General features: G+C 50.2%; 22 protein-coding genes and 4 tRNA genes. 13 read left to right on the top strand and 13 right to left on the bottom strand.

Translation table 11 applies throughout. From position 1 onward, the window contains the following. Positions 1-6 precede the first annotated feature (6 nt). The 4 genes from serS (at position 7) to H6624_13670 (ending at position 3966) form a co-directional block, all read left to right on the top strand. On the top strand, positions 7-1326 hold the full coding sequence (gene serS / locus H6624_13685) for a serine--tRNA ligase (protein MCB9085391.1): 1320 nt from the start codon (positions 7-9) through the stop codon (positions 1324-1326). A gap of 88 nt (positions 1327-1414) precedes the next feature. Next, positions 1415-1504: transfer RNA gene (locus H6624_13680), tRNA-Ser, on the top strand. 1036 nt (positions 1505-2540) lie between these two features. Further along, on the top strand, positions 2541-3149 hold the full coding sequence (locus H6624_13675) for a hypothetical protein (protein ID MCB9085390.1): 609 nt from the start codon (positions 2541-2543) through the stop codon (positions 3147-3149). A gap of 151 nt (positions 3150-3300) precedes the next feature. Next, entirely contained in the window at positions 3301-3966 is a 666-nt protein-coding gene (locus H6624_13670; GenBank protein ID MCB9085389.1) for a carbonic anhydrase, read from the top strand. Between the two features lie 10 nt (positions 3967-3976). On the opposite strand, the gene H6624_13665 is transcribed toward H6624_13670, so the two are convergent. Then, positions 3977-5467, bottom strand: a complete 1491-nt coding sequence (locus H6624_13665; GenBank protein MCB9085388.1) for a hypothetical protein — start codon at positions 5465-5467, stop codon at positions 3977-3979. A gap of 129 nt (positions 5468-5596) precedes the next feature. Further along, complete coding sequence (locus H6624_13660; protein MCB9085387.1) at positions 5597-6100, bottom strand: hypothetical protein; 504 nt, start codon at positions 6098-6100, stop codon at positions 5597-5599. A gap of 157 nt (positions 6101-6257) precedes the next feature. On the opposite strand from H6624_13660, the gene H6624_13655 reads away from it, so the two are divergent. Continuing rightward, positions 6258-6989, top strand: a complete 732-nt coding sequence (locus tag H6624_13655; protein MCB9085386.1) for a hypothetical protein — start codon at positions 6258-6260, stop codon at positions 6987-6989. Between the two features lie 261 nt (positions 6990-7250). Here the strand turns inward: H6624_13655 and H6624_13650 are convergent, their stop codons facing one another. Next, positions 7251-7703: a transcriptional repressor gene (locus tag H6624_13650; protein ID MCB9085385.1), complete on the bottom strand. Its 453-nt coding sequence runs from the start codon at positions 7701-7703 to the stop codon at positions 7251-7253. Between the two features lie 12 nt (positions 7704-7715). Then, a complete protein-coding gene (locus H6624_13645) occupies positions 7716-7928 on the bottom strand; it encodes a hypothetical protein (GenBank protein ID MCB9085384.1) in 213 nt (70 codons plus the stop codon). Between the two features lie 129 nt (positions 7929-8057). Here H6624_13645 and dauA point away from each other — a divergent pair, with 129 nt between their 5' ends. Continuing rightward, entirely contained in the window at positions 8058-9824 is a 1767-nt protein-coding gene (dauA, locus tag H6624_13640) for a C4-dicarboxylic acid transporter DauA (GenBank protein MCB9085383.1), read from the top strand. Between the two features lie 271 nt (positions 9825-10095). On the opposite strand, the gene H6624_13635 is transcribed toward dauA, so the two are convergent. From H6624_13635 to H6624_13625, 3 genes are all read right to left on the bottom strand, one after another. Continuing rightward, positions 10096-10171 (bottom strand) — tRNA-Asn (locus H6624_13635). 66 nt (positions 10172-10237) lie between these two features. Further along, entirely contained in the window at positions 10238-10753 is a 516-nt protein-coding gene (locus H6624_13630; GenBank protein ID MCB9085382.1) for a hypothetical protein, read from the bottom strand. 24 nt (positions 10754-10777) lie between these two features. After that, positions 10778-10854 (bottom strand) — tRNA-Arg (locus H6624_13625). Between the two features lie 152 nt (positions 10855-11006). On the opposite strand from H6624_13625, the gene gmhA reads away from it, so the two are divergent. Beyond that, positions 11007-11600 carry a D-sedoheptulose 7-phosphate isomerase gene (gene gmhA / locus H6624_13620; protein ID MCB9085381.1) on the top strand — a complete coding sequence of 198 codons (594 nt, stop codon included), beginning with the start codon at positions 11007-11009 and terminating at the stop codon, positions 11598-11600. 54 nt (positions 11601-11654) lie between these two features. Then, positions 11655-11747 (top strand) — tRNA-Ser (locus tag H6624_13615). 47 nt (positions 11748-11794) lie between these two features. Here the strand turns inward: H6624_13615 and H6624_13610 are convergent. Beyond that, entirely contained in the window at positions 11795-12973 is a 1179-nt protein-coding gene (locus tag H6624_13610) for a transposase (protein ID MCB9085380.1), read from the bottom strand. 253 nt (positions 12974-13226) lie between these two features. Between H6624_13610 and H6624_13605 the strand changes: the two genes are divergently transcribed. After that, positions 13227-14120, top strand: coding sequence for a hypothetical protein (locus H6624_13605; GenBank protein MCB9085379.1), 894 nt, complete (start codon positions 13227-13229; stop codon positions 14118-14120). A 32-nt stretch (positions 14121-14152) separates the two neighbouring features. Here H6624_13605 and H6624_13600 read toward each other — a convergent pair whose 3' ends face one another. Then, positions 14153-14767, bottom strand: a complete 615-nt coding sequence (locus tag H6624_13600; protein MCB9085378.1) for a zinc-ribbon domain-containing protein — start codon at positions 14765-14767, stop codon at positions 14153-14155. Between the two features lie 297 nt (positions 14768-15064). Between H6624_13600 and H6624_13595 the strand changes: the two genes are divergently transcribed. Then, positions 15065-15514: a hypothetical protein gene (locus H6624_13595; protein MCB9085377.1), complete on the top strand. Its 450-nt coding sequence runs from the start codon at positions 15065-15067 to the stop codon at positions 15512-15514. 6 nt (positions 15515-15520) lie between these two features. Here H6624_13595 and H6624_13590 read toward each other — a convergent pair whose 3' ends face one another. The 3 genes from H6624_13590 to rmuC all read right to left on the bottom strand — a co-directional run bounded on the left by H6624_13590 (position 15521) and on the right by rmuC (position 19115). Then, the gene (locus tag H6624_13590; GenBank protein MCB9085376.1) at positions 15521-16795 is read right to left on the bottom strand and encodes a helix-turn-helix transcriptional regulator; all 1275 of its coding nucleotides are present in this window, start codon (positions 16793-16795) and stop codon (positions 15521-15523) included. A gap of 89 nt (positions 16796-16884) precedes the next feature. After that, positions 16885-17385, bottom strand: coding sequence for a hypothetical protein (locus H6624_13585; GenBank protein MCB9085375.1), 501 nt, complete (start codon positions 17383-17385; stop codon positions 16885-16887). A 251-nt stretch (positions 17386-17636) separates the two neighbouring features. Beyond that, a complete protein-coding gene (gene rmuC, locus H6624_13580) occupies positions 17637-19115 on the bottom strand; it encodes a DNA recombination protein RmuC (protein MCB9085374.1) in 1479 nt (492 codons plus the stop codon). 219 nt (positions 19116-19334) lie between these two features. Here rmuC and H6624_13575 point away from each other — a divergent pair, with 219 nt between their 5' ends. The 3 genes from H6624_13575 to groL all read left to right on the top strand — a co-directional run bounded on the left by H6624_13575 (position 19335) and on the right by groL (position 22044). Continuing rightward, positions 19335-19904, top strand: coding sequence for a hypothetical protein (locus H6624_13575; protein MCB9085373.1), 570 nt, complete (start codon positions 19335-19337; stop codon positions 19902-19904). A gap of 167 nt (positions 19905-20071) precedes the next feature. Further along, positions 20072-20374 carry a co-chaperone GroES gene (gene groES, locus H6624_13570; GenBank protein MCB9085372.1) on the top strand — a complete coding sequence of 101 codons (303 nt, stop codon included), beginning with the start codon at positions 20072-20074 and terminating at the stop codon, positions 20372-20374. A 26-nt stretch (positions 20375-20400) separates the two neighbouring features. Beyond that, positions 20401-22044 (top strand): chaperonin GroEL, encoded by a 1644-nt coding sequence (groL, locus tag H6624_13565; protein MCB9085371.1) that lies wholly within the window; start codon positions 20401-20403, stop codon positions 22042-22044. 102 nt (positions 22045-22146) lie between these two features. Here groL and H6624_13560 read toward each other — a convergent pair whose 3' ends face one another. After that, complete coding sequence (locus tag H6624_13560) at positions 22147-23745, bottom strand: hypothetical protein (GenBank protein ID MCB9085370.1); 1599 nt, start codon at positions 23743-23745, stop codon at positions 22147-22149. Between the last annotated feature and the right edge of the window lie 2 nt (positions 23746-23747).

Raw genomic sequence — 23747 nt, 5'->3', positions numbered from 1 at the left:
GATTCGATGATTGATATTAAGGCCCTGGAAAAAAACGACGTCAACCCGGAGACCGGGAAGGCCTATACCGACGAATACAAGGATAGTCTGGCGAACCGGGGGGATGATCCGGGAGCAGTGGATCGCCTTCTAGCGCTCAACACAGAACGAAAGGCACTGATCACCCAAACCGAGCAGGCGCGGGCTGAACAAAACAAGGTTGGTCAGGAAATCGCTAAGCGCAAGAAGAATAAAGAGGACGCTTCATCTCTGTTGGAGGAAATGCAGGCCCTGAGTGGTCGGGTAAAGGAAATGACCGAAACCGCCGTTCAGAAGGAGCAGGAACTTAATGACCTGTTGTCCCGATTACCCAACAAATGCCACCACACAACTCCGGTCGGCAAGGGCGAAGAGGACAACGTGGAAGTCCGCAAAGTGGGAGAGCCTCGGGGCCAGGGCTTTGCGGCTAAGGAGCACACGGAGCTGGGAGAGTCTCTTGGCATCATCGATTTTGATCGGGCGGGAAAGGTCACAGGGGCCCGGTTTACCTTCTTGAGGGGAGCGGCCTCTGCTCTTGAGCGGGCGTTGATTCAGTTTATGATGGATGTTCACAGTGAAGAACATGGCTATGAGGAGATGATTCCTCCATTTGTCGTGAATAGCTCAAGTCTGTTCGGCACAGGGCAGTTTCCAAAGTTCAAGGAAGATGTTTTTCATTTGGACAGCACAGACTACTACTTGGTACCAACGGCCGAAGTCCCCGTGACCAATTATTTTGCCCAGGAAATCCTCGAGGAGGGAGACCTGCCAACTAAATTTGTGGCCTATACCCCCTGCTTTCGCTCAGAGGCTGGCAGTTATGGAAAAGACACCAAGGGACTCATTCGCCAGCACCAGTTCAACAAGGTAGAGCTGATGGTCTTTGCTCATCCGGACAAGTCCTATGAGGCTCATGAGCAGTTAACGGGTCACGCGGAAACGATCTTGAAAAAGTTGGAGCTTCCTTATCGAGTCATGGCTCTTTGTACCAAGGACATCGGATTTGGTGCGGCCAAATGCTATGACTTGGAGGTTTGGCTTCCTGGACAACAGAAGTATCGGGAAATCAGCTCTTGTTCTAACTTTGAGGACTTCCAGGCTCGGCGGGCGGAGATCCGCTTTAGGCCCAGCGGGCCCAAGGCAAAGCCTCGATATGTCCACACTCTGAATGGATCGGGCCTGGCTGTGGGGCGCACTTTGATTGCCATTATAGAGAACTACCAAAATGAAGATGGTAGCATTTCCGTGCCGGCAGTTCTTCAGCCCTATATGCGCGGACTGAAGTGCATTGAGGCGAGTAAAAAGTAAACACCTCCTGGTTGCCGCGAAGCAAAACCATTAAAATCCCTCACCAAATTTGTTGCCAGGGCTAGGGGTCCTGCGTAATTTGGTCGGTGGAGAGATGGCTGAGTGGTTGAAAGCACCGGTCTTGAAAACCGGCAGGCCTTTGCGGGTCTCGGGGGTTCGAATCCCCCTCTCTCCGCCACTAGCAAAAGAAGGTCGCGATGAGCGGCCTTTTTTTGTTAGTGGCGGAGAGAGGGGAGATTCGAAGTGAAAGAGCGACCGTGGCAAATGGGAACCATTTGACAGGGGCTACCAAGCAGGATGCTTGGTAGAGCGAATGAGCCGGCGGTCTGCATGGAGCGAGCGTGAAGCGAGCGACAGTAGGACAATCCCCCAGCAACTGAGCAAAAGAAGGTCGCGATGAGCGGCCTTTTTTTGTTAGTGGCGGAGAGAGGGGAGATTCGAAGTGAAAGAGCGACCGTGGCAAATGGGAACCATTTGACAGGGGCTACCAAGCAGGATGCTTGGTAGAGCGAATGAGCCGGCGGTCTGCATGGAGCGAGCGTGAAGCGAGCGACAGTAGGACAATCCCCCAGCAACTGAGCAAAAGAAGGTCGCGATGAGCGGCCTTTTTTTGTTAGTGGCGGAGAGAGGGGAGATTCGAAGTGAAAGAGCGACCGTGGCAAATGGGAACCATTTGACAGGGGCTACCAAGCAGGATGCTTGGTAGAGCGAATGAGCCGGCGGTCTGCATGGAGCGAGCGTGAAGCGAGCGACAGTAGGACAATCCCCCAGCAACTGAGCAAAAGAAGGTCGCGATGAGCGGCCTTTTTTTGTTAGTGGCGGAGAGAGGGGAGATTCGAAGTGAAAGAGCGACCGTGGCAAATGCTTCTATCCTGGCCCCTCTTTTGTTGTTGATTCACAAAACGGTGCGCGGCCGTTGTCTGGGAATAGGCCCGATTGCCGAGCCATTCCCGGAAATCCGAATCCTCTGCCGTCGCGCGGGGCGTATCCGAAGCGCAGCGGCGAAGCTGATGCGTTCCGAAGACGCGCCCGCGGCCGAAAGGCGCGTGAGGATTTGCGGAGAATGGTCGGCAAACGGCTGACGTCACTGACAAAGGATTTTGTGAATCAACAACCAAAGATCAGATTTTACACCGACTGGCGGCCTCTTTTACATCTTGCAGGTTGCTCTCCCTCCGATCTTCGCTACACTTCATAGAATCAGGAGAAAAATTATGTCATTAATTCGTCGAGGCTATGCCCTTTTGCTCGTGGTTTTTGTATCCAGCTGTGCGATCGGCCCCATTCTCAATCACGATGTGGCCAGATCCAACGGTGATGGCAATCATGACATCAAGATTATGTCCTCAGTCGATGGCCTTTGGGGATTTCATTACGACTATGGATTGACGGATGATCTTGATATTGGGGTCCAGTGGGAAGCCTTGAGTGCCGGATTGAAGCTTAAATACGCCCTGGTGAATAACCAAAAATCAGGCCTTTCCGTGGCCTTGGGGGCCGGAACGGGAACTTCCTTTGGCGGCAGCTATTACAATGGGGCACTCTTCGTCAGCTACAAGTCCAAGACCTTTGAGCCCTTTGCTAGCGTTCGCTACACCAGCGTTGAAAATGACTCCACTGATCTGAAGGACGCTGACACCGGAGAGTTGTTTGTGACTATTCCGGCGTTTAACTACAATTACACCCAGGCCTTTTTAGGCACTAAGATTTGGTTTGTGGATTGGTTTGCCCTCAGTCTTGAGGCAGGCTCCTTTATTGCCAGTGGCGACGTGAAGTTTGACTCCAATGTCTTCTATTCTGCAGCCTTCGAGTTCGCCTTCTGATCGGCCGAGTCAGAGTTAGGAAAAAAATCTAGAGGAGGGTACCTCTCGTGGGTGATTTTTATTAGGTCAATCAGTCCCAAATTACCTGTGGCGTTGACGAATCCTCCTTTCAGACTGCATATCTAATCTCTGAATCTATGGGAGGAAGGCGATGAAAAAACTTTTACAGGGATTGTCCAAGTTTCGCAAGGAGCGGCGGATGGAGATGAAGGATGCCTTTGCCGATTTGGCTTTGGGTCAAAAGCCTGACGTACTTTATATTGGCTGTTCAGACAGTCGCGTTGCGGTGAATGTCTTTGCCTCGACCGACCCTGGAGATCTTTTTGTCGTCCGTAATGTGGGAAACCTCGTCGCTCCTTGTGGGCCCGACGGAAAGGCGAAAGGCCATGACTCGGTTTGGGCGGCAATTGAGTTTGCTCTCATGGCTCTTGAAGTTCCCCATATTGTTGTTTGTGGCCACTCGGAGTGTGGAGCGATTCAAGCTGCGGTAACCGGCCAAGTGCCGCCCTCTTGTGATCATTTGAGTCACTGGGTAGAGCAGGTGAAGGAGGGGAAATCGTATGGTGAAGAAAAGCTTACTCCCGGCCTTAGTGAAGTAAACCAGGTATCGCAGGCAAACGTAATTCGCCAGCTCGATAATTTGCGCTCTTCGCCTATGGTAAAAGAGCGAATTGACGCCGGAAAACTCACCCTTCACGGCTGGTGGTTTGATATTGGCAATGTCGAGGTCTACGAGTTTGACACAAGCGGGCAAAAATTCGTTCTCATGGATGAAGCCGTCTTGGCTGCAATGATCGCGGACCCCAAAATCGGGTAAAAGAAATCAACTAGAAAAACAGATGTAGCTGTCCTTGCATAAGCTTTTCATCGGTTTTGACGCCGTTGAATTCCGTTGGGCGGTTAATGGCCAGAATCTCAAACTCCATTCCCGAGTAGAGAAAAGTTTTGAGACCTACACTAACCTCACTGGCCTTACCAGTTTTTAGCCTCGGACTGCGCGAAACATTAGAGTAGGCGTAGGTGGTGGTAAGATAATTTTCTCGCCATAGCCGATACTTGGCATCCAGAGTCACTACGTTACCGCCATCTTTTTTACCCGGTTGAAACTCTTCATCCACCCGCAGCCATTCGCCCGAGAGCACCAGGCGGGCAAACATCAGACCTCCAGAGATGGAGAGCATTTGTTTGACTAACTTATCTCCAGATGACTCATTTGAAGTGTTCCAGTAGGACAAGTTGAGCGACATCGACTTGGTTACTGCTCGGGCACCCAAGTTGGCCACGAAGCCTGTATCTTGCGAATAGTTGGTGTTAGCCATCGGCGCAATCATGTGAACATTGGCGTAGGGTACGTTGGGTGAGCCGCCAATACCGGCAGCCTTGTAAATGGTTTTGTAAGACTGAGTACCGAAGGCCATCTCCTGAGCCAAAGCATTGTGGTCAGGCACATAGTTGCCAAACATGGGGCGATAAAGGCCGGCCATAAACCAAGTGTTCCACCACAGGTCATCGGCAATCAAGTAGGCTGAGCGAACCTGAGAGCTGGAAGTAAAGGCCTCTTCCAGATCCTTGTTGTTGGGAGAGTTGATGTACCGATGCTCTAGGACCAAAGAAATCTTTTCTCGGACTGGGCGAAAGCGAATGCCAAAATCAACCGCCATAGGAAAACTCAGGTCAGTTTTGTTGTCATTCACAGTTTGCGTACCGTAGATATAGCGGATGTCGCCTCCGGCATAAATCCATTCCCGTCGTTCCAAGCGATAGGGGTCGTCATGGGGAATGGTCGAGAGAAATTTCTCCATGGGGACTTCGGTCTTCCATTCGTGGTAATCGGTGCGGTCATAGTCTGCATCGCGAGGGCTTAAGTTGGTCGTGACGACCAGTTTTGGAACCGCGTCCTCATCAGAAGAGGGTTTGCGCTTCTCGGCCTTCTTTGACTTCTTCTTGTCTTTACCTTTCCCCTTGCCACCCTTTTTGTCTTTTACCGAGCTCAGGTGTTCAGCATATGACTGATACTTGAGGGCAGCAGGAGTTCTCTTATTGCGGAGGTTATTAGAGTAAAATGACCGCAGCCACCGCTGTTGATTCCACACTCCATATTGGTTGCGCAAACCTCCCCCGTTTGGGTTAACGTGGCAGCCCTGACAAGAAAGAGTACACCGCCGGTCAACGGCCTTAAGGTTCCACCGGCCCGGGGAGTGACAGCTTGCACAGTTTTGGGCGTAGCGAACTGAAAGCCAGGGCTCGGCGCTTGATGAAGGGGTCAACGTCAGAGTTAGAGAAAACAAAAATAGAATCAGTGTCGGGCGCACAATCATGGATGTCGTCCTTTGGCGTCTAAGTGTCGAGGTGCTTTCAATCTATTTTATGTTTTGTCTAAAGATTGGGTCAATCCAGGAGGCTGTCCCCCGGACGGCGGGTGATCCAGAAGAGAGTAGAGAGTCAGGTCACTTACACAAGGCGTAGGCGACGACTCGTCGTCGAGGAGAAACGAGAGAATTGGTTTCCAAGACGTTAGTCGTAGGGAGGTCAGCAATATCCACGCTCAATTCGGCAATGAGGTTTTGTCGGTCTGGTGAGAAGCGCAAAACATCAGTCAGCTTATCATTGGTACCTTGCAGCCCGATCTTAGTCCATGAGTACCTGGAAATGGGTTGAGCCCCCTTATTGATCATGGAATCTCCCAGCCCACGAAAGCTGTAGAGAAGGAGATCTTTCTCCACCTGAAGGCGCGTTCTGATTCCATATAGGTCGCAGTTCCAGTTTTTACCGACAATGGATTCCTTGCCGACCTTAGAATCGAGAGCCTGAAAATTACGAAAGGTATTCTGCAGCCGTCTCATTTCCTGATTATCGATGTTTTTAATGGAAAGGGAGTGGGCAGGACTTACCATTACTGAAGCCACAAAAACCAATACCCACAGAGTAAAGCAGAGAGACAATTGTTTCATCACCACAACCCAGTCAAATGAACCCAATCAATCAGATTGGTCTATCAACAAAGCAAGGGCCTTGCCCGGGAGAACTGAAAACCAGGGCCACTTGAGCCTTTGGACCCTGAAAATACTCTCCGGTTGGGACAAAAATTGTGGCCAAATGGCCTGGAGATTGAATAGTTCTAAGGGCGTGAAGCACACAAAATTCCTGAGCTATCTCGGGATCTTAGTTGTCTACTTTATGGTCAGCTGGCAGCCGTCTTTTGGCGTGCCGGGAAGCCTTTGTGCGGCTGACTTGGCCAATGAGGGTCGGCCTCGAGCCCAGTATATGTACGCCAGTTGGAGCTTTAAGGGTCGAAGCCTACCGCCCGACAGACTGGTGAGTATGGAGACTTGGAGGCAGTGGGGGGCTGAGGACTACCTCAAATACGACGGCAGACTTCTTGGTTTTGAGGTCCCCGGAGTGAAATCTATAGGTGAGTGGTTGGTTGTTGAAGTGTTGGGTTTTCGTCATTTGTCCGCTAGCGAGCGAGGAGCTGTGATCTCCATCTACTCGGAACTTGCCCGCCGACCGGTCGAAACTGAGATCGGTGTGTTGGTGATCAACAAGAAACATGGAGATCCAGAGGTACACATCATCGAAAGTCATTCAAGAGCCCATATCGACGGCAAAAAGGCGATTATTCCCGTCTCAAGGGCTAACCCCGAGGGCGGTGACATTGTTTCCGTTCAGTTTTTCCACAACCACCCAAGTCGGGGTCCCTTAAGCAAAGGGGATATCGAAGTGGCGGACAGCTGGAGCAAGTTTTTTGCATTCGATAACCCCCATCGCTTTCCCATTCACATGTATAGCATAGCCAACTTTGGCGGCGAAATGGTCCTCTTTCACTACGGTGCCCGTTAGTAATGTTCCCGGTTAAAACTTGTAATGCACGCCATCTGAGTTACCAAGAAGGTCAGCTGTCATGCATTACAAGTTTTAACCGGGAACATTACAGGGGAACACTGGGTGACGAGGTAGCCCGGCAAGGAGGCTGAATCATCCGCGAGATGGTAAATTCTTGTGGAGCTGTTCAATCAATCCCGTCACAGGACGTTAAGGTTTTTAAATGGCGGTTTCCCAAAGCAAAGATCGTTGAGGATTGGGCTTTGAATTTGATTGAGCTCACATAGAGGTCTCTTTTGATCCCCCAGGTTTACATTCTAAACAGTACCCATAAAAAACAACAGACATCTGTGCTTTAGAAAAATCGTGAATCTCTTTGAGAGCCTTTTCGATTCGAGCAAAAAGTCTCCCATCTCCCTGCTTTACTTCGCCACAGCCCTTACAAATATAGTAGTGATGAGCTTTTCTGTCGAAGATAAACTGGTAAGCCTTTCCTGTCTTTGGAAGGTCCAATTCCTGGATCAACTCTAGAGCGATCAATTTTTCAATATTTCTATAAACCGTGGTGCGGTCAACATCTGGTAGATGAACTCCAACATGATCCTGCAGCTCTTTACTCGAAACATATCTCTTCTGGTTATCGATAAAAAACTGAATGAGAAGCTCTTTCGAAGGGGTCATGCGCAGCCCTTTTGATCTCAAATAGCTAACCAAATCTGCTCGCTTTTTCATGGCACAACTCCCTTATCCAAATCGCGAGATCGCCATTGTCAATTTGCCTTTTTGATCAAACTCCAAATCTTCGACGTCCCCATCCAAATGCACCCTTCTAATGATTTCTTTAGTTATCACTGGATCCGTTTCAAATTTATTTGGAAAGAGGTCAATAACAAAAAGCCTTTCTTCTTCAAGTAAGCCTAAGAGGATCTCACCCAGCTGATGCAAGCGAAAACTCATCTGAAGACCTTATGCTCATATGCCAAAACAATCGGGCACAGAACCCTTAAGACATTCAAAAAAACTATTGCACCGTCCCGCGCTGGCAAAGCCCTTATTGCAACATGATGCAATAATTGATATTAAATTTTGATGCATCAACGTTATACCCGCAAACTGTCACCAACCCTGTTTCCATTTGTTGGAGTTCGTTTATTTACTGCACTTAGAAAAAGATTTGAGGAGGGTTACTCACTTTCTGATTTGCGTTCCGACCTCATGTCAGGAGTGGTTGTAGGAATGATTGCCGTACCCCTAGGTATGGCTTTAGCCATAGCCAGTGGTGTTCCCCCACAACATGGACTTTATACCGTAATCATTGGTGGTGCGGTGGTAGCCCTTCTGGGGGGGTCACGGTTTCAAGTCACGGGTCCTACGGCCGCATTTGTGGTTCTTCTTGCCCCCGTGGCTCACAAATTTGGCTTAGGTGGGCTACTGCTTTCTGGTTTTATTGCGGGAATTATTCTTTTATCTATGGGGTTGGCCCGGCTTGGTAAGATGATCCAATTTATCCCATATCCGGTGACGACAGGATTTACCACTGGAATTGCGGTTGTTATTGCTACTCTGCAGCTCAAAGACTTCTTCGGATTGCAAACGCCTGAAATGCCCGAACGCTTTTTAGAAAAGTTAATGGTTCTTATCGACGCTAGGAGGACGGCAAATCTGACGGAATTTTCAATTGCGTTATTGACACTACTTCTTCTTATTTTCTGGCCAAAGATCAACAAAAAGATTCCGGCACCATTGATAGCCTTGACCGGAGTCTCAATCTTAACGGTTCTTCTTAGAAAATGGATCCCAGGTTTTGAGGTGGCCACCATTGGCAATCGCTTCAGCTTTGATCTCGGAGGGGTAATCGGACATGGTGTTCCTCAAGCCTTACCTCACCTTAATCTTCCGTGGAATTTTAAGGCTGCTGATGGGAGCCCATTTCAATTATCTCTTGAGGCCTTGGAGGCTCTTTTTCCGTCTGCCTTTGCCATCGCAATATTGGGCGCAATTGAGTCGCTACTTTCTGCAGTGGTCGCCGATGGAATCGCTCATACTAAACATGATCCTGACGCTGAGCTGGTGGCATTGGGAATTGGGAACTTATTGTGTCCCTTTTTTGGCGGAATACCAGCGACAGGAGCTATTGCTCGGACGGCTACCAATATCCGCTTTGGAGCAAGGTCGCCACTGTCGGCGGTATTCCACGCTGTTTTTACTTTATTAGTATTGTTGCTGTTAGCACCCTTGGTTTCATATCTGCCGATGGCCGCTTTGGCCGCGCTATTGATGTTAGTTGCTTACAATATGTCGGAGGCTAAACATTTCTTTCATATTTTAAAGGTGGCGCCCAGGAGCGATGTTCTTGTCCTTCTTCTGTGCTTCTCTCTTACTGTTATCTTCGACATGGTTCTTGGTGTAACGGTCGGCGTGGTGCTTGCGGCTCTTCTTTTTATAAGAAGAATGGCTGAAGTGACAGGGGGGCATGCTCTTTCAGTCGGCGAATCACACCCACTTATCAATAACAAGCAAATCCCCCATGATATTATTGTGTATGAAATTGACGGACCTCTATTCTTTGGCGCCGCAGAGAAGGCCGCTGACACCCTTACTAGAATCACCGATGATGTCCGCGGAGTTATTTTTTTAATGGATGACGTTCCTGTGATGGACGTTACTGGGCTTGTTGCGTTTGAAAGTGCTGTCCGAAAGTTGGCAACCGGACAAAGAAAAATTTGCCTCGTGGGATTAAGACCACAGCCAAAAGAGCTGATTGAAAAATCAGAATTGAGCGCTGGCCAAAGCAATATTTTACTTTCAGAAAGTGTTGATGAAGCACTGAAGTTAATGGCCAGTGTAGAATGAGTTCAAACAAAAAAACCACCCGTGAGGTGGTTTTTTTGTTTCTAAAAAAAATGGCTCCGTAGGGACTGTCCTTCGCGTTCTCGCGTCCAGCTCGCCCGCTGCAGACCGCCGGCTCAACCCCTAAGTCAGACATCTTGTCTGACTTGCCCAGCTAGATGCTCCCTTAGGTCGCATCTATCAGGGTCGGGCTTTCACTTCGAGTCCCTCCACCTTCGCCATTTCCACAAACAAAAAAACCACCCGTGAGGTGGTTTTTTTGTTTCTAAAAAAATGGCTCAGGTGGAGGGACTCGAACCCCCGACAAGGTGATTAACAGTCACCTGCTCTACCGACTGAGCTACACCTGAACACTAAGGCTCTGAAATTTAAAGACCAGGCGCCATTTTGTCAACCGCGTATAAATTGGAGCTGGACTACTGGAGGACCCTCTGGGGCAGGTCTGGTAGGGACCTCAAAGCCTCGTCGAGCTCAGGCGAGCGAAAGGCCTGATTTCCCCACAGATAGACCCCATCACCAGATTTGAGGACATGTTGTTGGGGTCCTTTTACAAAAGAAATGGTAAATAATGGATTGAACTGGTCAAGCTTGAGGCCCTCAAGAACGACGGGGTCCACATCCAAGGTGCAATAGCGACCAAACCATTTTTCAACCGATACAAAATCCGCTTCTTTTTTGCCGTCGGTCTCCATGAACCACTTGAGCCCCTCTTGAAAAAGGCGCAAGCCCTCCATCTCAAGGGAACTCACCCGTGTCTCACACCAGGTCACCTCCTGGACCCTCGCCAGAGGGGCCTGAGCTCCCGGACTCAACCCCATCACGGCCTGAATGTTCTCATTGAGACCCTTGTCCTTAAGACGAAACATGACCATCACGACGACGACCAAACCAAGAATCAAAAAGTTGATTTTAAGTATCTGCCTGAGTTTCATAAGCCGAGCCTTTTGGGTGAAAAATGGCGCGCCCGGAAGGAGTCGAACCTCCGACCACATGATTCGTAGTCATGTACTCTATCCAGCTGAGCTACGGGCGCGCAAGGCTACAATCAGAGGCCAATGTTTAGACATAATGTGCTAATAAATCAAGTTCTCTGTGAATTTTAGAGAGCTTAGCCATTTGCAGGTTAGGCAAGACCCTGAGGGTCTGCTATCTTCGAATTCGGAGCACACCGAAAGTGAGGTCCCCATGGAAAATAAAGATATCTGGCTAAAGTCCCTCTCGGAGGCTCACCAGGTGATCGAGATTTTTTTAAATGATTCTCAACAATTACAGGCCTGCGAAAAGTTTGGTGAGCTGTTACTCAAGACCTTCCAAGGCGGCGGCAACCTGTTTACCTGTGGGAATGGGGGAAGTCACTGTGACGCCATGCATTTTGCTGAGGAGTGGACTGGTCGCTATCGCAAGGATCGTAAGCCCTTGGGGGCTCTGGCTTTGGGTGACCCTAGTCACACCACCTGTGTAAGCAATGATTATGGATTTGAGCAGATTTTCTCTCGCCAACTCGAAGGCCTTGGTCGCAAGGGCGACCTATTGGTTGGCCTGTCTACTAGCGGAAATTCCAAAAATGTGATTCACGCCTTTAAGAGTGCCAAGGCCTTGGGAATCACCAGTGTGGCTCTACTCGGGCGCGACGGGGGCGAGCTCAAAGGGATGGCTGATTTGGCTATTGTCGTTCCGGCTCAGACCTCAGATCGCATTCAAGAGGTCCACATTAAGATCATCCACACGGTGATTGAGGTCGTCGAGCGCCAGCTCTTTCCTGAAAACTACAGATCTTGATTCTCATAGGCTCTTGTGGCAGTGTTTTCGCTCAGCTGAAAAGCCGACCGATTCGGAGAGGTGGGTGAGTGGCTGAAACCAGTTGTTTGCTAAACAACCGAACGGGGTAAACCCGTTCCGCGGGTTCAAATCCCGCCCTCTCCGCCATTTTAGAAAGGGTCCATACCGGACACATAGGTTACAGATTGTTCCGATCACATAGGTAACACATTTGCTTCAAACGGGTTTTTTCCGGGTTCGACCCGTGCAGCTTCCTCATCAAAGTACCCTAAATCGTAGTTCATAAAACTCACTAGCCATATCCTATCATCAACCTGTCTCACGCCCACGTCCTGACCGGCAAAGACCCTACTAAAATTAATCTTTCGTCTGTCCACACAGATCCGTCCGCAGTGTGTGACCGTGACTGTTTTGTCGTGCATTGGGTATTCCACCTCCGATATCCCCTCGTAAGGCCTCATGGACGGTTTATAGACCTCTCCTGGGTATTTCATATCCAGAGCTTCATGGGGACGGTCGTGGTTGTACTCGCTTGTGAAGCGATCAAATTTCTCTTGCTGTTGCAGGAGGTTTTGGCCGGAGGGTTTGGTGGCCTCTTTTTTCAGCGTCAGGTGCATTCGCTCGTGTCTGCCATTTTGTTGGGGACAGCCTGGGGCTGTACGCTCGATCTGGATTCCTAGTCTCAGCCACCATACAGACAGGCGACTAAGGCCAAACATGGCTTGTACATTGGAGAAGGGGATTCCATTGTCGGTTCTGATGGCCTTAGGTAGACCATATTCTTTGAAGGTTCTTTCGAATACAGTGAAGGCATAGCGCTCTTTGGTACTCTCCAAGGCCTCGCAGGTGAGCAAGTACCGGGTGCTGAAGTCAGTGATGGTCAAAGGATAACAGTAGCTCTTGTTACCCAGGAGGAACTCGCCCTTGTAATCGGCACACCACAGGGCATTGGGTTCAGAGGTGTAAGACAACTTCGTGCCTTCAGCCTTGTAACGTCGTCGTTTTCTAGCATTAACGAGGCCATGCCGATCTAAAACAGCATGCACGGTACTATTGGCCGGAAGTTTAATGCCCGGATGCTTTCGTCTCAGTCGCTCTCTAATCTTACGGGCTCCCCAATTGGGTTTGTCCTTCTTGATCTGTACGATGAGACTTTCAATTTGGAAGGGCAGTTGGTTGGCTTGTTTATAGGGCCTGCGAGACTGGGAAGGCAGACCTTCCAGTCCACAATCTTTATACCGGTCCCAAATCTTGTACCCAGTCTTCCTTGAAATCCCGAACTCCCTGCACAAGCTTGCCATTTTCTCGCCGTCAATTAACCTTGCGATAAACCTCAGCTTTTCATCCATGACGCTACACTCCTTCCAAGGCATAAGACTTTCCTCCTATGCCGAAAAGTGTAACCTATGTGTCCGGTACAAAGTGTTACCCATGTGCCGGGTTACTCAAAGAAAAGCCATCACAGCCTGATGGCTTTTGTGTTTTAAGAACCACATTAAAGGGATTTGAACTGTGGGCGCGGCCTTGGCAAATGCGAAGCGTCCCAGGGGCCAGTTCCCGCCCGCTGGCCTTGTCCCATACCAGAGCTTTCGAGAAAATAGAAAGAGCAATCCCAAGGAGGTTCCAGTGAAGTGGTCTCTTTTACTCTCGACGATGGTCCTGGCTCTGTTGCCGCAAATGAATTCCGCAGCAGATTGCGCCAGCGATCAAGCCGAGTTAGTCGATGAAATAGAGTCCATGGCAAAAAAGGACGTCGAGGGCTATGACACCCTAGGGGCAGCCTACTATGAAAGCTCGGCGCTTTGGCAAACCTACCAGTCGAGACGGATTCGTGAGCGGGCGGCAGCCTTTGATTCGTTTTTGGACGGTGGAGACGGTGGCGACTTCAGTCGCGAAATGGACCCGGGAAAGTATGACTCCACCAACGGGATATTAAAGAACTCCTATGATGATCTGCAGATCATGGTGGCGGCGATTGAGCTCTTGCAGAAAAGACAAAGAGAGCGCGACGGACGAAGCGGTCGGGAAATCCTCTTACCCTTGGCAAAGACCTACGGGCTCAACCCCGAAAGGCAGTTCTTTCGCGATCTCGCCAATGCCTTTGATCGGGATGATGGTAGAGGCAATGAGATCATTAGCTTTACCGAAAACAACTTCGACGAGTATCGGAAGTGGCTCGGCAATGGCGTCGAGCAGCTGGCGGATGAAAGGCATCGGATTCAGGATGTGTACATCCAGCCCCGCGAGGATCATTTCAAAGCAAGGTTTGGCCCCGAAAATCTAAAGGGCGACGCCTGGGCCGTGACTCAAGAGGTTCATTCTCTCGTGGGCAAAGCAGAAGACGCCACACGAAGGGCAAAGAGCGCCTTGGGCAATGCCCGCTCGCGACTGGCCCGGCTGCGCAACCTGTCTCAGCGCTGTGCTCTTGATATGGCCCAATTGAATCGGCTGAAGGGTGTGGGCGACATTGGTCAATCCGTGAGAACGGCGGCCGAAAGGGCCTCTGCCGGAGCCCAGTAAAACTTCAATCAAGGACGGGACAGCCTGAATCCTTAGTGGCCGTTCTCACGCTTAACGAATTTAATCTGGCTTTGCTTGTACTTATCCATGGGCATTTCAAACAGGTCATCACTAAAGTAGCCGCTTTCCTTAAAGACCTCTTTGCGGATTGCTGTCTTGGCAGAGGCCGCACTCTTGTAGACGTACTGGCCAATTTGAAAGCGAATCCGGTTGCCCTCAACGGCAATAAGCTTAAGCAGTTGAAACTGTCCTTGGCCGGCCTCGATCACAGCAACGTCACTAGCCGCCGGGGAAGACAAGAACTGCATGGTCTGCTTGTTTTCTACTTTGATGGAGTAATAGGACCAGCCGACAAGAAGAACAATAATCACCGAGCCCGCATACATATAGATAGGTGCTTTGATGGCTCCAGCTTTAAGTCTAACGATGGCCTTGCGTTGGTCGGACAATTCTTTTTCCAGCGTCACCTTCTTGCAATGCTGGCACTCCAAAACCGATTGGCGGGAGAGGGGAAACACGGGAACCCAGAAAAAATGGAAATACCTCTGAAAGGTATGAACCCGTTGTTCTGTACGCGTGCACTCGGTGCATACAACATCAACAGGTTTGGAGCTGATCACCTTGTTTTTCACGCCAAAGATAAGCATGGCCACACCCTTATTATGTTTAATTAGCCTAGTAGCAGGCTGGCGAGCACCACGTCAACTTAGGTTCGAATTAAGATCACCGCCCATCGATGCAGCTAAGCATTTGAAACAACAAAGATATTGGCAAAAAGTGTCAACACCGTTAACACCTGAAAATTGACCTGGTGACCGTCAGTTTGATTATACGTCTGCTCAGAAACCACATGAGGCCGGGGCGCCAAATTAAAACTGCCGGGTATAGGCGCAAAGATTAGTGGCACTTTCATTGCTCTAGTTAACAGGCATAAGGAGCCGGGATTGATTGAGAAGGTGCTCAAGCTCTATTTGGTTGGTGTGATTGGTTGGTTGGGTTGGAATATAGCCAAAAACACAAAACCTGCAGACCTTTTGCCCGCAAAGCAAAGCGGACTGCATATAGTAAAGGCCCCGCGTCCACAGGCTGTGGTCGCAGGGCAGCCCCTTCTCATGTATGTTGAGGCCCACTCAAGTCGTAGCGATGAGCTGCACTACCAGTGGTACTTTAACAAGATCCCGATTCCAGGCGCCGAGGGACCGACTCTGACCCTTTTTAACTTTCAGAAGGGTAATGAAGGTTACTACTCGGTTGTCATCCGGGGTGCCAGAGAATCGATTCAATCGCCTCTGGTACTAGTAGGTATTGACCAAAACGTGACCTCCCCTTCCCCGCGCTCAGCGGCCTCCACCTGGCAACAGGCGGGACCATTTGATTCGGTTCCGGGCCGCTGAGGCTTTTTATTGTTTGGCCCACCCGTTTTCACGGGTATCGCGGCAGAAGACTTCCAAATAGAGAGTGAGCTCATACAGCTGCTGCCGATCTTTAAAATATCGATCCACGGTGTATTTATTCAGGCGGACCTGATCAAGGACTTTATAGCCGGGAAGATTCTGGCAGCGTTCATGGCCGGCTTTGATGGCGGGTTGGTACTGAGCCGTTTCAATGACAGCCTCAATGTCTCCTCCGGCTTCAATGGCCCGCAATTCTGTTGGGAATCCCATCATTCTAAGGGCTTTGACGCCAGCCGAGTTGGAGCCTCCGCCGAGGCCTCCTCCATCTGCAATGGCATCCGATAAACTGAAGAAGGTAAGAAGAGCCCCCATGACCATCACTACTAGGTTGTTACGCAACACCGAGGTCATGGCTTGGACCATCACCCGCTTGCATTTTTTAGCCCCATCCTGGTGCCGGACTTTTTTAACTATCTCTGCGGCTCGCTTCATATAATCCTGATGTAACTGAAACAACTCTTCCATGGCGACCTCCGTAACGTCATCCACCTGAAATTCAAACCGGCCCTCATACTGGCCAGCCAAATACTTTTCCCGCTGCTCTCTCAAGGTATTCTCGACAAAGGAATAAGAGGATTTGCGTGAAAGCTGAAGGCGTTGGTCCGAGGCGTAGTAGCGCTCAAGGCGCGAAACAACGAGTCCGGCCTCCACCAGAGACTCGGCGAACTCGATGCCCGCCTGTCCATACCGAGTTAAGATGTCTGACCGAGCAAGGCCGAGCTCCCCTTGTTCCATCACATCTAAAATGATGTGCATCAGAGTGCTGTTGGTTTCAAGTCTCTGGCAAAACTCCTGTGAGAGTTTGCTGGATGAGCTGTCAGCGACAGCGGTTTGTTGAAGATCCGAATACTCGGGAACTTCTTCCTTCATGTACTCATCAAGCCACTCCCGGCGCATATTGAGATCAGCCCCACAGCGCTTAAGGATCTTTAGACCAAGATCAAGGCCGGCTTTTGCCTTGCCGTTTTTGATGTCTGACAAATGGGACTTGGATATATCAAGCTTGCCTGCAAGAGCAGAAAGGCTTAGGTGCGATTGGTGTAGATAGCTCTCAACCGCGTGGCGCAGAAGGTCTTGGCGTGGTTCCATCTTGTAATTACCCCGGTCATCTGACTGGGCTTTTATTGCAATCGCCGATCCCTGTAAACGTCCGGCCTGCTCAACTCGTGATAAAGTGAATTTTTTCTCCCCACTTTGGCGGTCGGTCGAATCATTTTCCATAAACACTCCGGGTCAAGACTCGGGTCAACCCCGCGAATCTGTGAGGATCGTTGTCGGGGTTGACCCAAATGGAGGGTAGGTCAAATTGTTTAACAGCCCGGTACAGCAAAGGCTTTGGTAAAGATCACTGACTTGTTATTGTTGCCAATCTTACGAAAAACCTTGATTTGATAATCTGTCGGGCGAGTGAATGTTTGAGTTTTCCACTCGATGCACTCTCCAAGACCACGACGAGGCCCGAGGTCTTCCCAGTTCACACAGCGCTTAGCTTCGTAAACAAGAGGAAGCGCCAGATGGCGCTTCCCATAGCGGACGCACTCGGACTCTCTACCTCGGCGAGGGTTGGTTTCCCACTCACGGTATTCGGCACAGTAGCTTACGGGATTAATGGTGCGAATGGCGCCGTCAACTAGGCAGCTGTTAAGAAACCCCTCAGGATTGGCGTAGTCGCTCATAACCCCAAGAGGATCAGCGACCTCAATGTTGATGGTGCTCAGAATTTCGTCCCAGGAACTATCCTCGTTGATGTAAGCCTGAGCATTAAAAGTAAAACCGACTGTTAGCAAAAGGCCCCAAAGTAGACGCTTCATAAATTCCCCCTAAGGAATTGTGTTGTTAAAAAATCTGCGGTCAGCCTAAAGAGACACACACGAGAGAGGCAAAGAAATGCAGTGTGTGATGAGTGTTTGTGTTCGAAGTTGGCGAACAACATGGGGCTACCTGGATTTGGGCGCAGTACTGTTCGCTGGGGGCGAAGAGCCGGCGAGAAATCGCCCGATCATCACGCCGATCTGAGTGGTGGAAGTCTGGCTCTGGGGGATAGACTTTTGTCACTTAAATGCTAAGCTTCTGTTTCCAAGTTGGAGTCAGGCTCCGCCTCAATGTTAGGCTCATTTGCACCCTCAATAAGCTCGGGCGAGGGGGAATCCTCAAAACTTTGGGAATCATCTTCACCCAGGCCCTCAGGCAAAGACTTGGCACTTTTGGCACCAAGCTTTTCCAGGCGACGGGCTTGAACCAAAACTCGCCGCTCCAGGCGCATCATGCCCACATCAAACTCCTGGCGAGCTTTATCCAGGGCCTTGCCAACACCTGTGTAGGCCTCAACAAAATCACAGATTCGCTTGTGGAGTTCTTTGCCCGCGTCGGAAATCAATTTGGCGTTGGCGGCCAGCTTTTCCTCGTTCCAACCGAAGCGAATGACTTTTAAAAGACCGATAAGAGTCGGAGGGGTGGCAATGAGAACTTTGCGCTGAAGGGCGTATTCCACCAAGTCCGGTTCCGACTCAAGTGCCGCGTAAAGAAAGCTCTCGTTAGGAAGAAACATCACAGTAAAGTCGGCCGACTCATCGAGTATTTCACCATAGGCCCTTGTAGATAAGCGCTTGATATGATCTTTCACATGACGGCCGTGGCGAATCATCTCGGCCTCGCGTACCTCTGGATCAGTAGTTTCAAGTGACGCGATGAAGGCGTCCAAGGGTGTTTTGGCATCAACCACCACCAACCGTCCTCCGGGCATACGCACCGTCATATCCGGGATCAGCCGTTGGCCGTCGTCCATGGTCGTTGTGTCTTGAAAATTCACATCCGAGTATTCAGACATGCCGGCCAGCTCAATACAGTTGCGCAGCTGAACTTCACCCCATCGACCCCGCACATGGGGTTTTTTAAGGGCGTCTTTAAGGGCGGCCGTGGTTTGGGCAAGAGATGAGCTGGTGTCCGTGATGCGTTTGAGTTCGGACTCAATTGAGGTGTAGGCCTTTTGTCTTTCGACCTCCATCTGTTGGGCAAAGCTTTGGTACTTGGTGAGAGAATCCTTTAGGGGCTCCAGTAGTAGACGAAACCCCTGGTCTCGCTTATCCATATCGGCAATGTAGGTGCCGGATTCTTTAGACAAGATTTGCTTGGCCAGGTCGATAAACTGCTGATTGTTGCCTTCCAGGGCTTTGGCAGCCAAGCTGCGGAAGGAGTTTTCCATTTGTTGAGAAGAATCAGAAACGAACTTCTTTTGATCTTCCAGATTTTGCGCCAGGCCCCTTTTTTCAGTCTCCAGGCGAGCGCAGTCGGCTAGTACTTGCTCCATTCGCTCCCTCTGAGCTTGGAGCTGTTCCGCAAGTTCACCATTGTGTTTCAATGTCTGCTGAGTTCGGCTTTCAGAGATCGTGAGATTAGAAAGGGCCGACTGCTTTTCCGATTCGGCAAGCTTGAGATCTTCGTTGAGCCGCGAATTGGTCCGTCGCATATAAAGAGCTAGGAAAGCAAATGCCGCGGCCAAAACCACTGCGGCGCCTGTGAAAACTGCCAAGTAACTGAACATGGAAAATTTACCCCCAGCGTCTTACTTAGGAAATCGCCCCAAATGCGGGCGAGAGCAAGGATCAATTTTCGGCAACGCATAGCAACTTAATGACGAATTTGGACCTGGGTTCTTTATTCAACTCGTTCTGAATCCACGAACACGGTGGCACAGGCCTTGAACAGTTTGCCGATGAGCCCAGGTGGAATGGGCGTCGGTACGTAATATCCGGGGAATGTTTTGGTGGTACGAATTCTTTTAACCGTCATCCTATATAGTCTGTGTCTGTCAGCCTGGGCGGCGATGCCAGAGAAGACACAAGTACTGGTGAGCACTGATCCGGCAGCGCCCATGGCCTTTCGTGACTGGAAGAACCAGCAAATTCGTGAGGCTCAGGAGGCTCTTGAGAGGGTGGCTGGTGAGCCGGCCTCACTGGCCGCAAACAAGGGGGCTCAGCAAAAGGTTGTAGCCACTGAGTTGCCAAGCTCTCGGAGAATTCAAGTTTCTGGCGCGCCACAGCCATCCAAGGCCCAGGGCCGTGAGGTTCGTTCGGCCTACGAGAGCCTTCAATATGCCCATGATTTGGGTCTTGAAGAGTATATTACTGTGTATTTGGTGAATTATCGGGACGATGTTAAAGCCCTTACGGGCCTTCTTGAGCGCCTGAGCTCAGAGGAATCGGCCCAACTAATTCAAGCACTTATGAGAGAAAAAGAGCGGCGCTCGGCCGCAGAGGCCGCGGCCAGTCCGGCCGTCGCTAGCCACCTACGCGGAGTGGGTGGGCTTGGCAATAACGCCAAGCGCAAATAATCGAGGAAAGCAAAGTTTTCTGCAGGGGGCGGGGAACATCAAAAAATTTTCAGTCACGACCTTGACTCTTTTTGGTCGACCTTCATATTGCGGAGGTCGTTGAAAAAGCGGAATAGCTTGGTTTGTCTAAAAATCAGGACACATTGAATCGATAGGAGGGTCCTAAAATGGCATCTGCAAAACTAAATGTGCGTCCTTTGCACGATCGTATTTTGGTTCGTCGTCTGGACGAGTCTGAGACTACAGCTGGTGGAATTATCATTCCTGACACAGCAAAAGAAAAGCCCCAGCGTGGTGAAATTGTAGCGACCGGTAGCGGCCGTGTGACCGAAGATGGAAAAATTCTGCCTTTGGAAGTTAAGGCTGGCGACAAAGTGTTGTTTAGCAAATACGCAGGTACAGAGCTTAAGCTTGATGGCGTTGAGTTCTTGATGATGCGTGAAGAAGATGTTCTGGGAATTTTTAACTAATTATTGAACGGGAATGAGGTAGAAAAATGAGTAAAGAGTTACGTTTTAGCGAAGATGCTCGTAACGCAATTTTGCGCGGAGTGAACACTCTGGCAAACGCGGTTAAAGTCACTCTTGGTCCTAAGGGCCGTAACGTGGTTATTGAAAAGTCTTTTGGCGCCCCCCTGATCACTAAAGACGGCGTGACCGTTGCCAAAGAAATCGAGCTTGAGAACAAGTTCGAAAACATGGGCGCTCAGATGGTTAAAGAAGTTGCCAGCAAAACTAATGACGATGCCGGTGACGGAACAACTACTGCAACTGTTCTGGCTCAAGCCATCTTCCGCGAAGGCGCGAAGATCGTCAGCGCTGGCCACAACCCCATGTCTGTAAAAAAGGGCGTTGATAAAGCCGTTGCCGCCATTAAAGAGGACCTCTTTAAAATGGCCAAGCCCGTAAAAGACAAAAAAGAAATCGCTCAAGTGGGCGCCATTTCTGCCAACAACGACAAGGAAATCGGCGAGATGATCGCTGAGGCCATGGACAAAGTTGGTAAAGAGGGCGTTATTACGGTTGAGGAAAGCAAGACCGCTCTGACTGAGCTGACCGTAGTTGAGGGCATGCAATTTGATCGCGGCTACCTTTCTCCTTATTTCATTACCAACGCCGAGAGAATGGAAGCTGCTCTTGAGAACCCATTTGTTCTTATCTATGACAAGAAGATCAGCAACATGAAGGACATGATCTCAATCCTGGAGGGCGTTGCCAAGCAAGGTCGTCCTTTGGTGATCATCGCTGAAGATGTTGATGGTGAAGCTCTTGCTACCCTGGTTGTGAACAAGCTGCGTGGAACTCTCCAAGTTGCTGCTGTTAAGGCTCCTGGCTTTGGCGACCGTCGTAAGGCCATGCTTGAGGACATCGCTGTCCTGACTGGCGGGACTGTTGTTAGCGAAGAGATGGGCCGCAAGCTTGAGCAAGCGACTTTGGCCGACCTCGGAAATGCAAAGCGCATTGTTATCGACAAGGATAACACCACCATCATCGATGGCGCTGGCGAGAAGAAGGAAATTCAAGCTCGTGTGAGCCAGATCCGCGCTCAGGTTGAAGAGACCACTAGCGATTACGACAAAGAGAAGCTGAAAGAGCGTCTAGCCAAGTTGGCTGGCGGCGTAGCTGTCATCCATGTTGGCGCTCCTTCTGAAGTTGAAATGAAAGAGAAAAAGGCTCGCGTTGAAGATGCTCTGAACGCAACTCGCGCAGCGGTTGAAGAAGGTATCGTAGCTGGTGGCGGAACGGCCCTTCTGCGTGCTTCTCGCAACCTTGAGGGCCTTGATCTTAGTGAGGAAGAGCGCTTCGGTGCTCGCATTATCGCTCGCGCTTGTGAAGAGCCTCTTCGTCAAATTGCTGGTAACGCCGGTATTGACGGAGCAATTGTTCTTGATCGCGTATTGAGCAATAAGAGCACTGCTTACGGTTTTAACGCTTTGGAAGAGCAGTACGAAGACCTGCTGAAGGCTGGCGTCATGGACCCAGTTAAGGTTGTTCGTTGCGCGCTTGAGAATGCAGCGTCCGTATCTTCTTTGATGCTGACGACTGAAACCATGATCGCTGAAGCTCCTAAGAAAGAAGAAAAAGGAATGCCTGCCGACATGGGCGGAATGGGTGGAATGGGCGGAATGCCGATGATGTAAGGGGCATCTTAGTCCAGTGACTACCCGACGATCTTTGTTGGGCAGGTCAGCTAAAAAGCCCGGTTAGCTTAACCGGGCTTTTTTTTATGGGACTTGGTACCATTAAAACAGGTAGTAAATACCGGCGGCGAGGCCGGTGTGTCGATGGCTGGCGCTGGTGGCGGGTTCGGCTCGCGAGCCGGAACCTGAGAATTTGGCCGAATAAATGGCAAAATCAAGCGAGGCCTCAAGCCTTAAATGTTCTGAGAGCTTGCGTCCACAGAGAAGACCAAATTGGTTGATGGTGGCGTCGTTGTCGTCACCTGACGAGACGGGACTCTCTTTCATGGTTGGATTCCAGAAGAAGAAAATGTAGGCGCCAGCACTCCAAAGGTTATCTTCGGTCACCGGGATAGAGCCTTTGCCGCCAAACTTGAAGCCGTTAAAATCCATGGTGGTAAAGCCGCGAGCGGTAGAGTCGTCAGTATAGAGCCGGTATTTTGAAAAGCCAAATATGGCTTCGACCTTTGAGTCCCAAATGCTGGGCCCGGCATGAAAGGTGTAGCCGACAGACAGATCGGTTTCCGTCAAAGACTGGGAAAGTTCTCCCGGAGTTGAGCCTGAACGTGGGTTACTAACGGGGATGATTCCCTGGGTAAGGCGGGCATGCACCGTCCAGTCTGGAGTGATCCAGATTTCCCCGTCCAAGGTTACCGAAGGATATAGGCCGTTACTTGAGCTTAGAGATCCGACTCCCGTTAGCGACATATTGCCGGCATACTGACCAAGACCAAGGCGCGCACCGATTTGGCCAAACGTGGGCGGGCGTTTGGGAACCCAAGCGGTGGGGCTTTTGCCAAAGCTAACATCGCTGTCAGCCCGGGACAGTGGGTCTCCGCCAGAGTCCGCAGCGGAAAGAGAGCCGGAGGCAGGGTAAGATACGGAATCCAGGCCGGCCAATTTAGCATCCTTACCAATCGCCCCCTTTTCCTTTTCCAGAATGACCCGTCCGAAACTCAAGGTCTCATCGACTTTGAGGACTTTAATTTTGCCAATGATTTCTTTTTCTGCACCGACGAGAAAATGAAATTTTGGGTGTCGCTTAAGTTTTAAAATTTGAACGGCATTAACAACCGTGTCGTTGGTAATGCCATCCCGCTTGCCAAGATTGACCGTGACTCTCGTTCCCTGACGGCTGAGAACACGTCCCTGATAGGGTAGTTGACTTTGAATTCGTGACCAAAGGATCGACGTCTGTTCTTGTAAGGACTTTATATCAAACTGTTGAAGATTGGCGACCTCCGCCTGAGCAAGCAGCAGAGCATCTTTGACGAGAAAGAGATCAAGCCTGAGCGCAACACCGTTGGGCCCCTTGGTCACTTTGGCAACTAAAAAGGCATCGGCATTTAATCCCTGGCTGACCTGACGAACAATGGAGGGGTCGTGCTCCATTTCCATCGGTGACAAAACGGGGCCGACGGTGTTCGCCTGCACGTAATCCCAATGGTGATCTTCTTTGATCTTCTCGATTAGATAGTTCTCAAGAGGGCGGGAGTAGATTCCCTGAAGGTTGTCGGTTGCAGGTAAAACAGAAATGCTACGAATGGTGACCAAATCATCTTCAGCGCTAACTAGAGGTCGACTATCGTCCTGTGCCACAGAAACACAGAGGTTACCTAAAAGAGAAAAAAACAAAAGCACAAACGTGTAACATCTTGTCATGA

Source organism: Pseudobdellovibrionaceae bacterium (genome assembly GCA_020635075.1).
Lineage (GTDB): Bacteria > Bdellovibrionota > Bdellovibrionia > Bdellovibrionales > UBA1609 > JADZEO01.
Note: the sequence above shows the minus strand (reverse complement) of the source record. Positions and strands in the feature narration are given on the sequence as shown.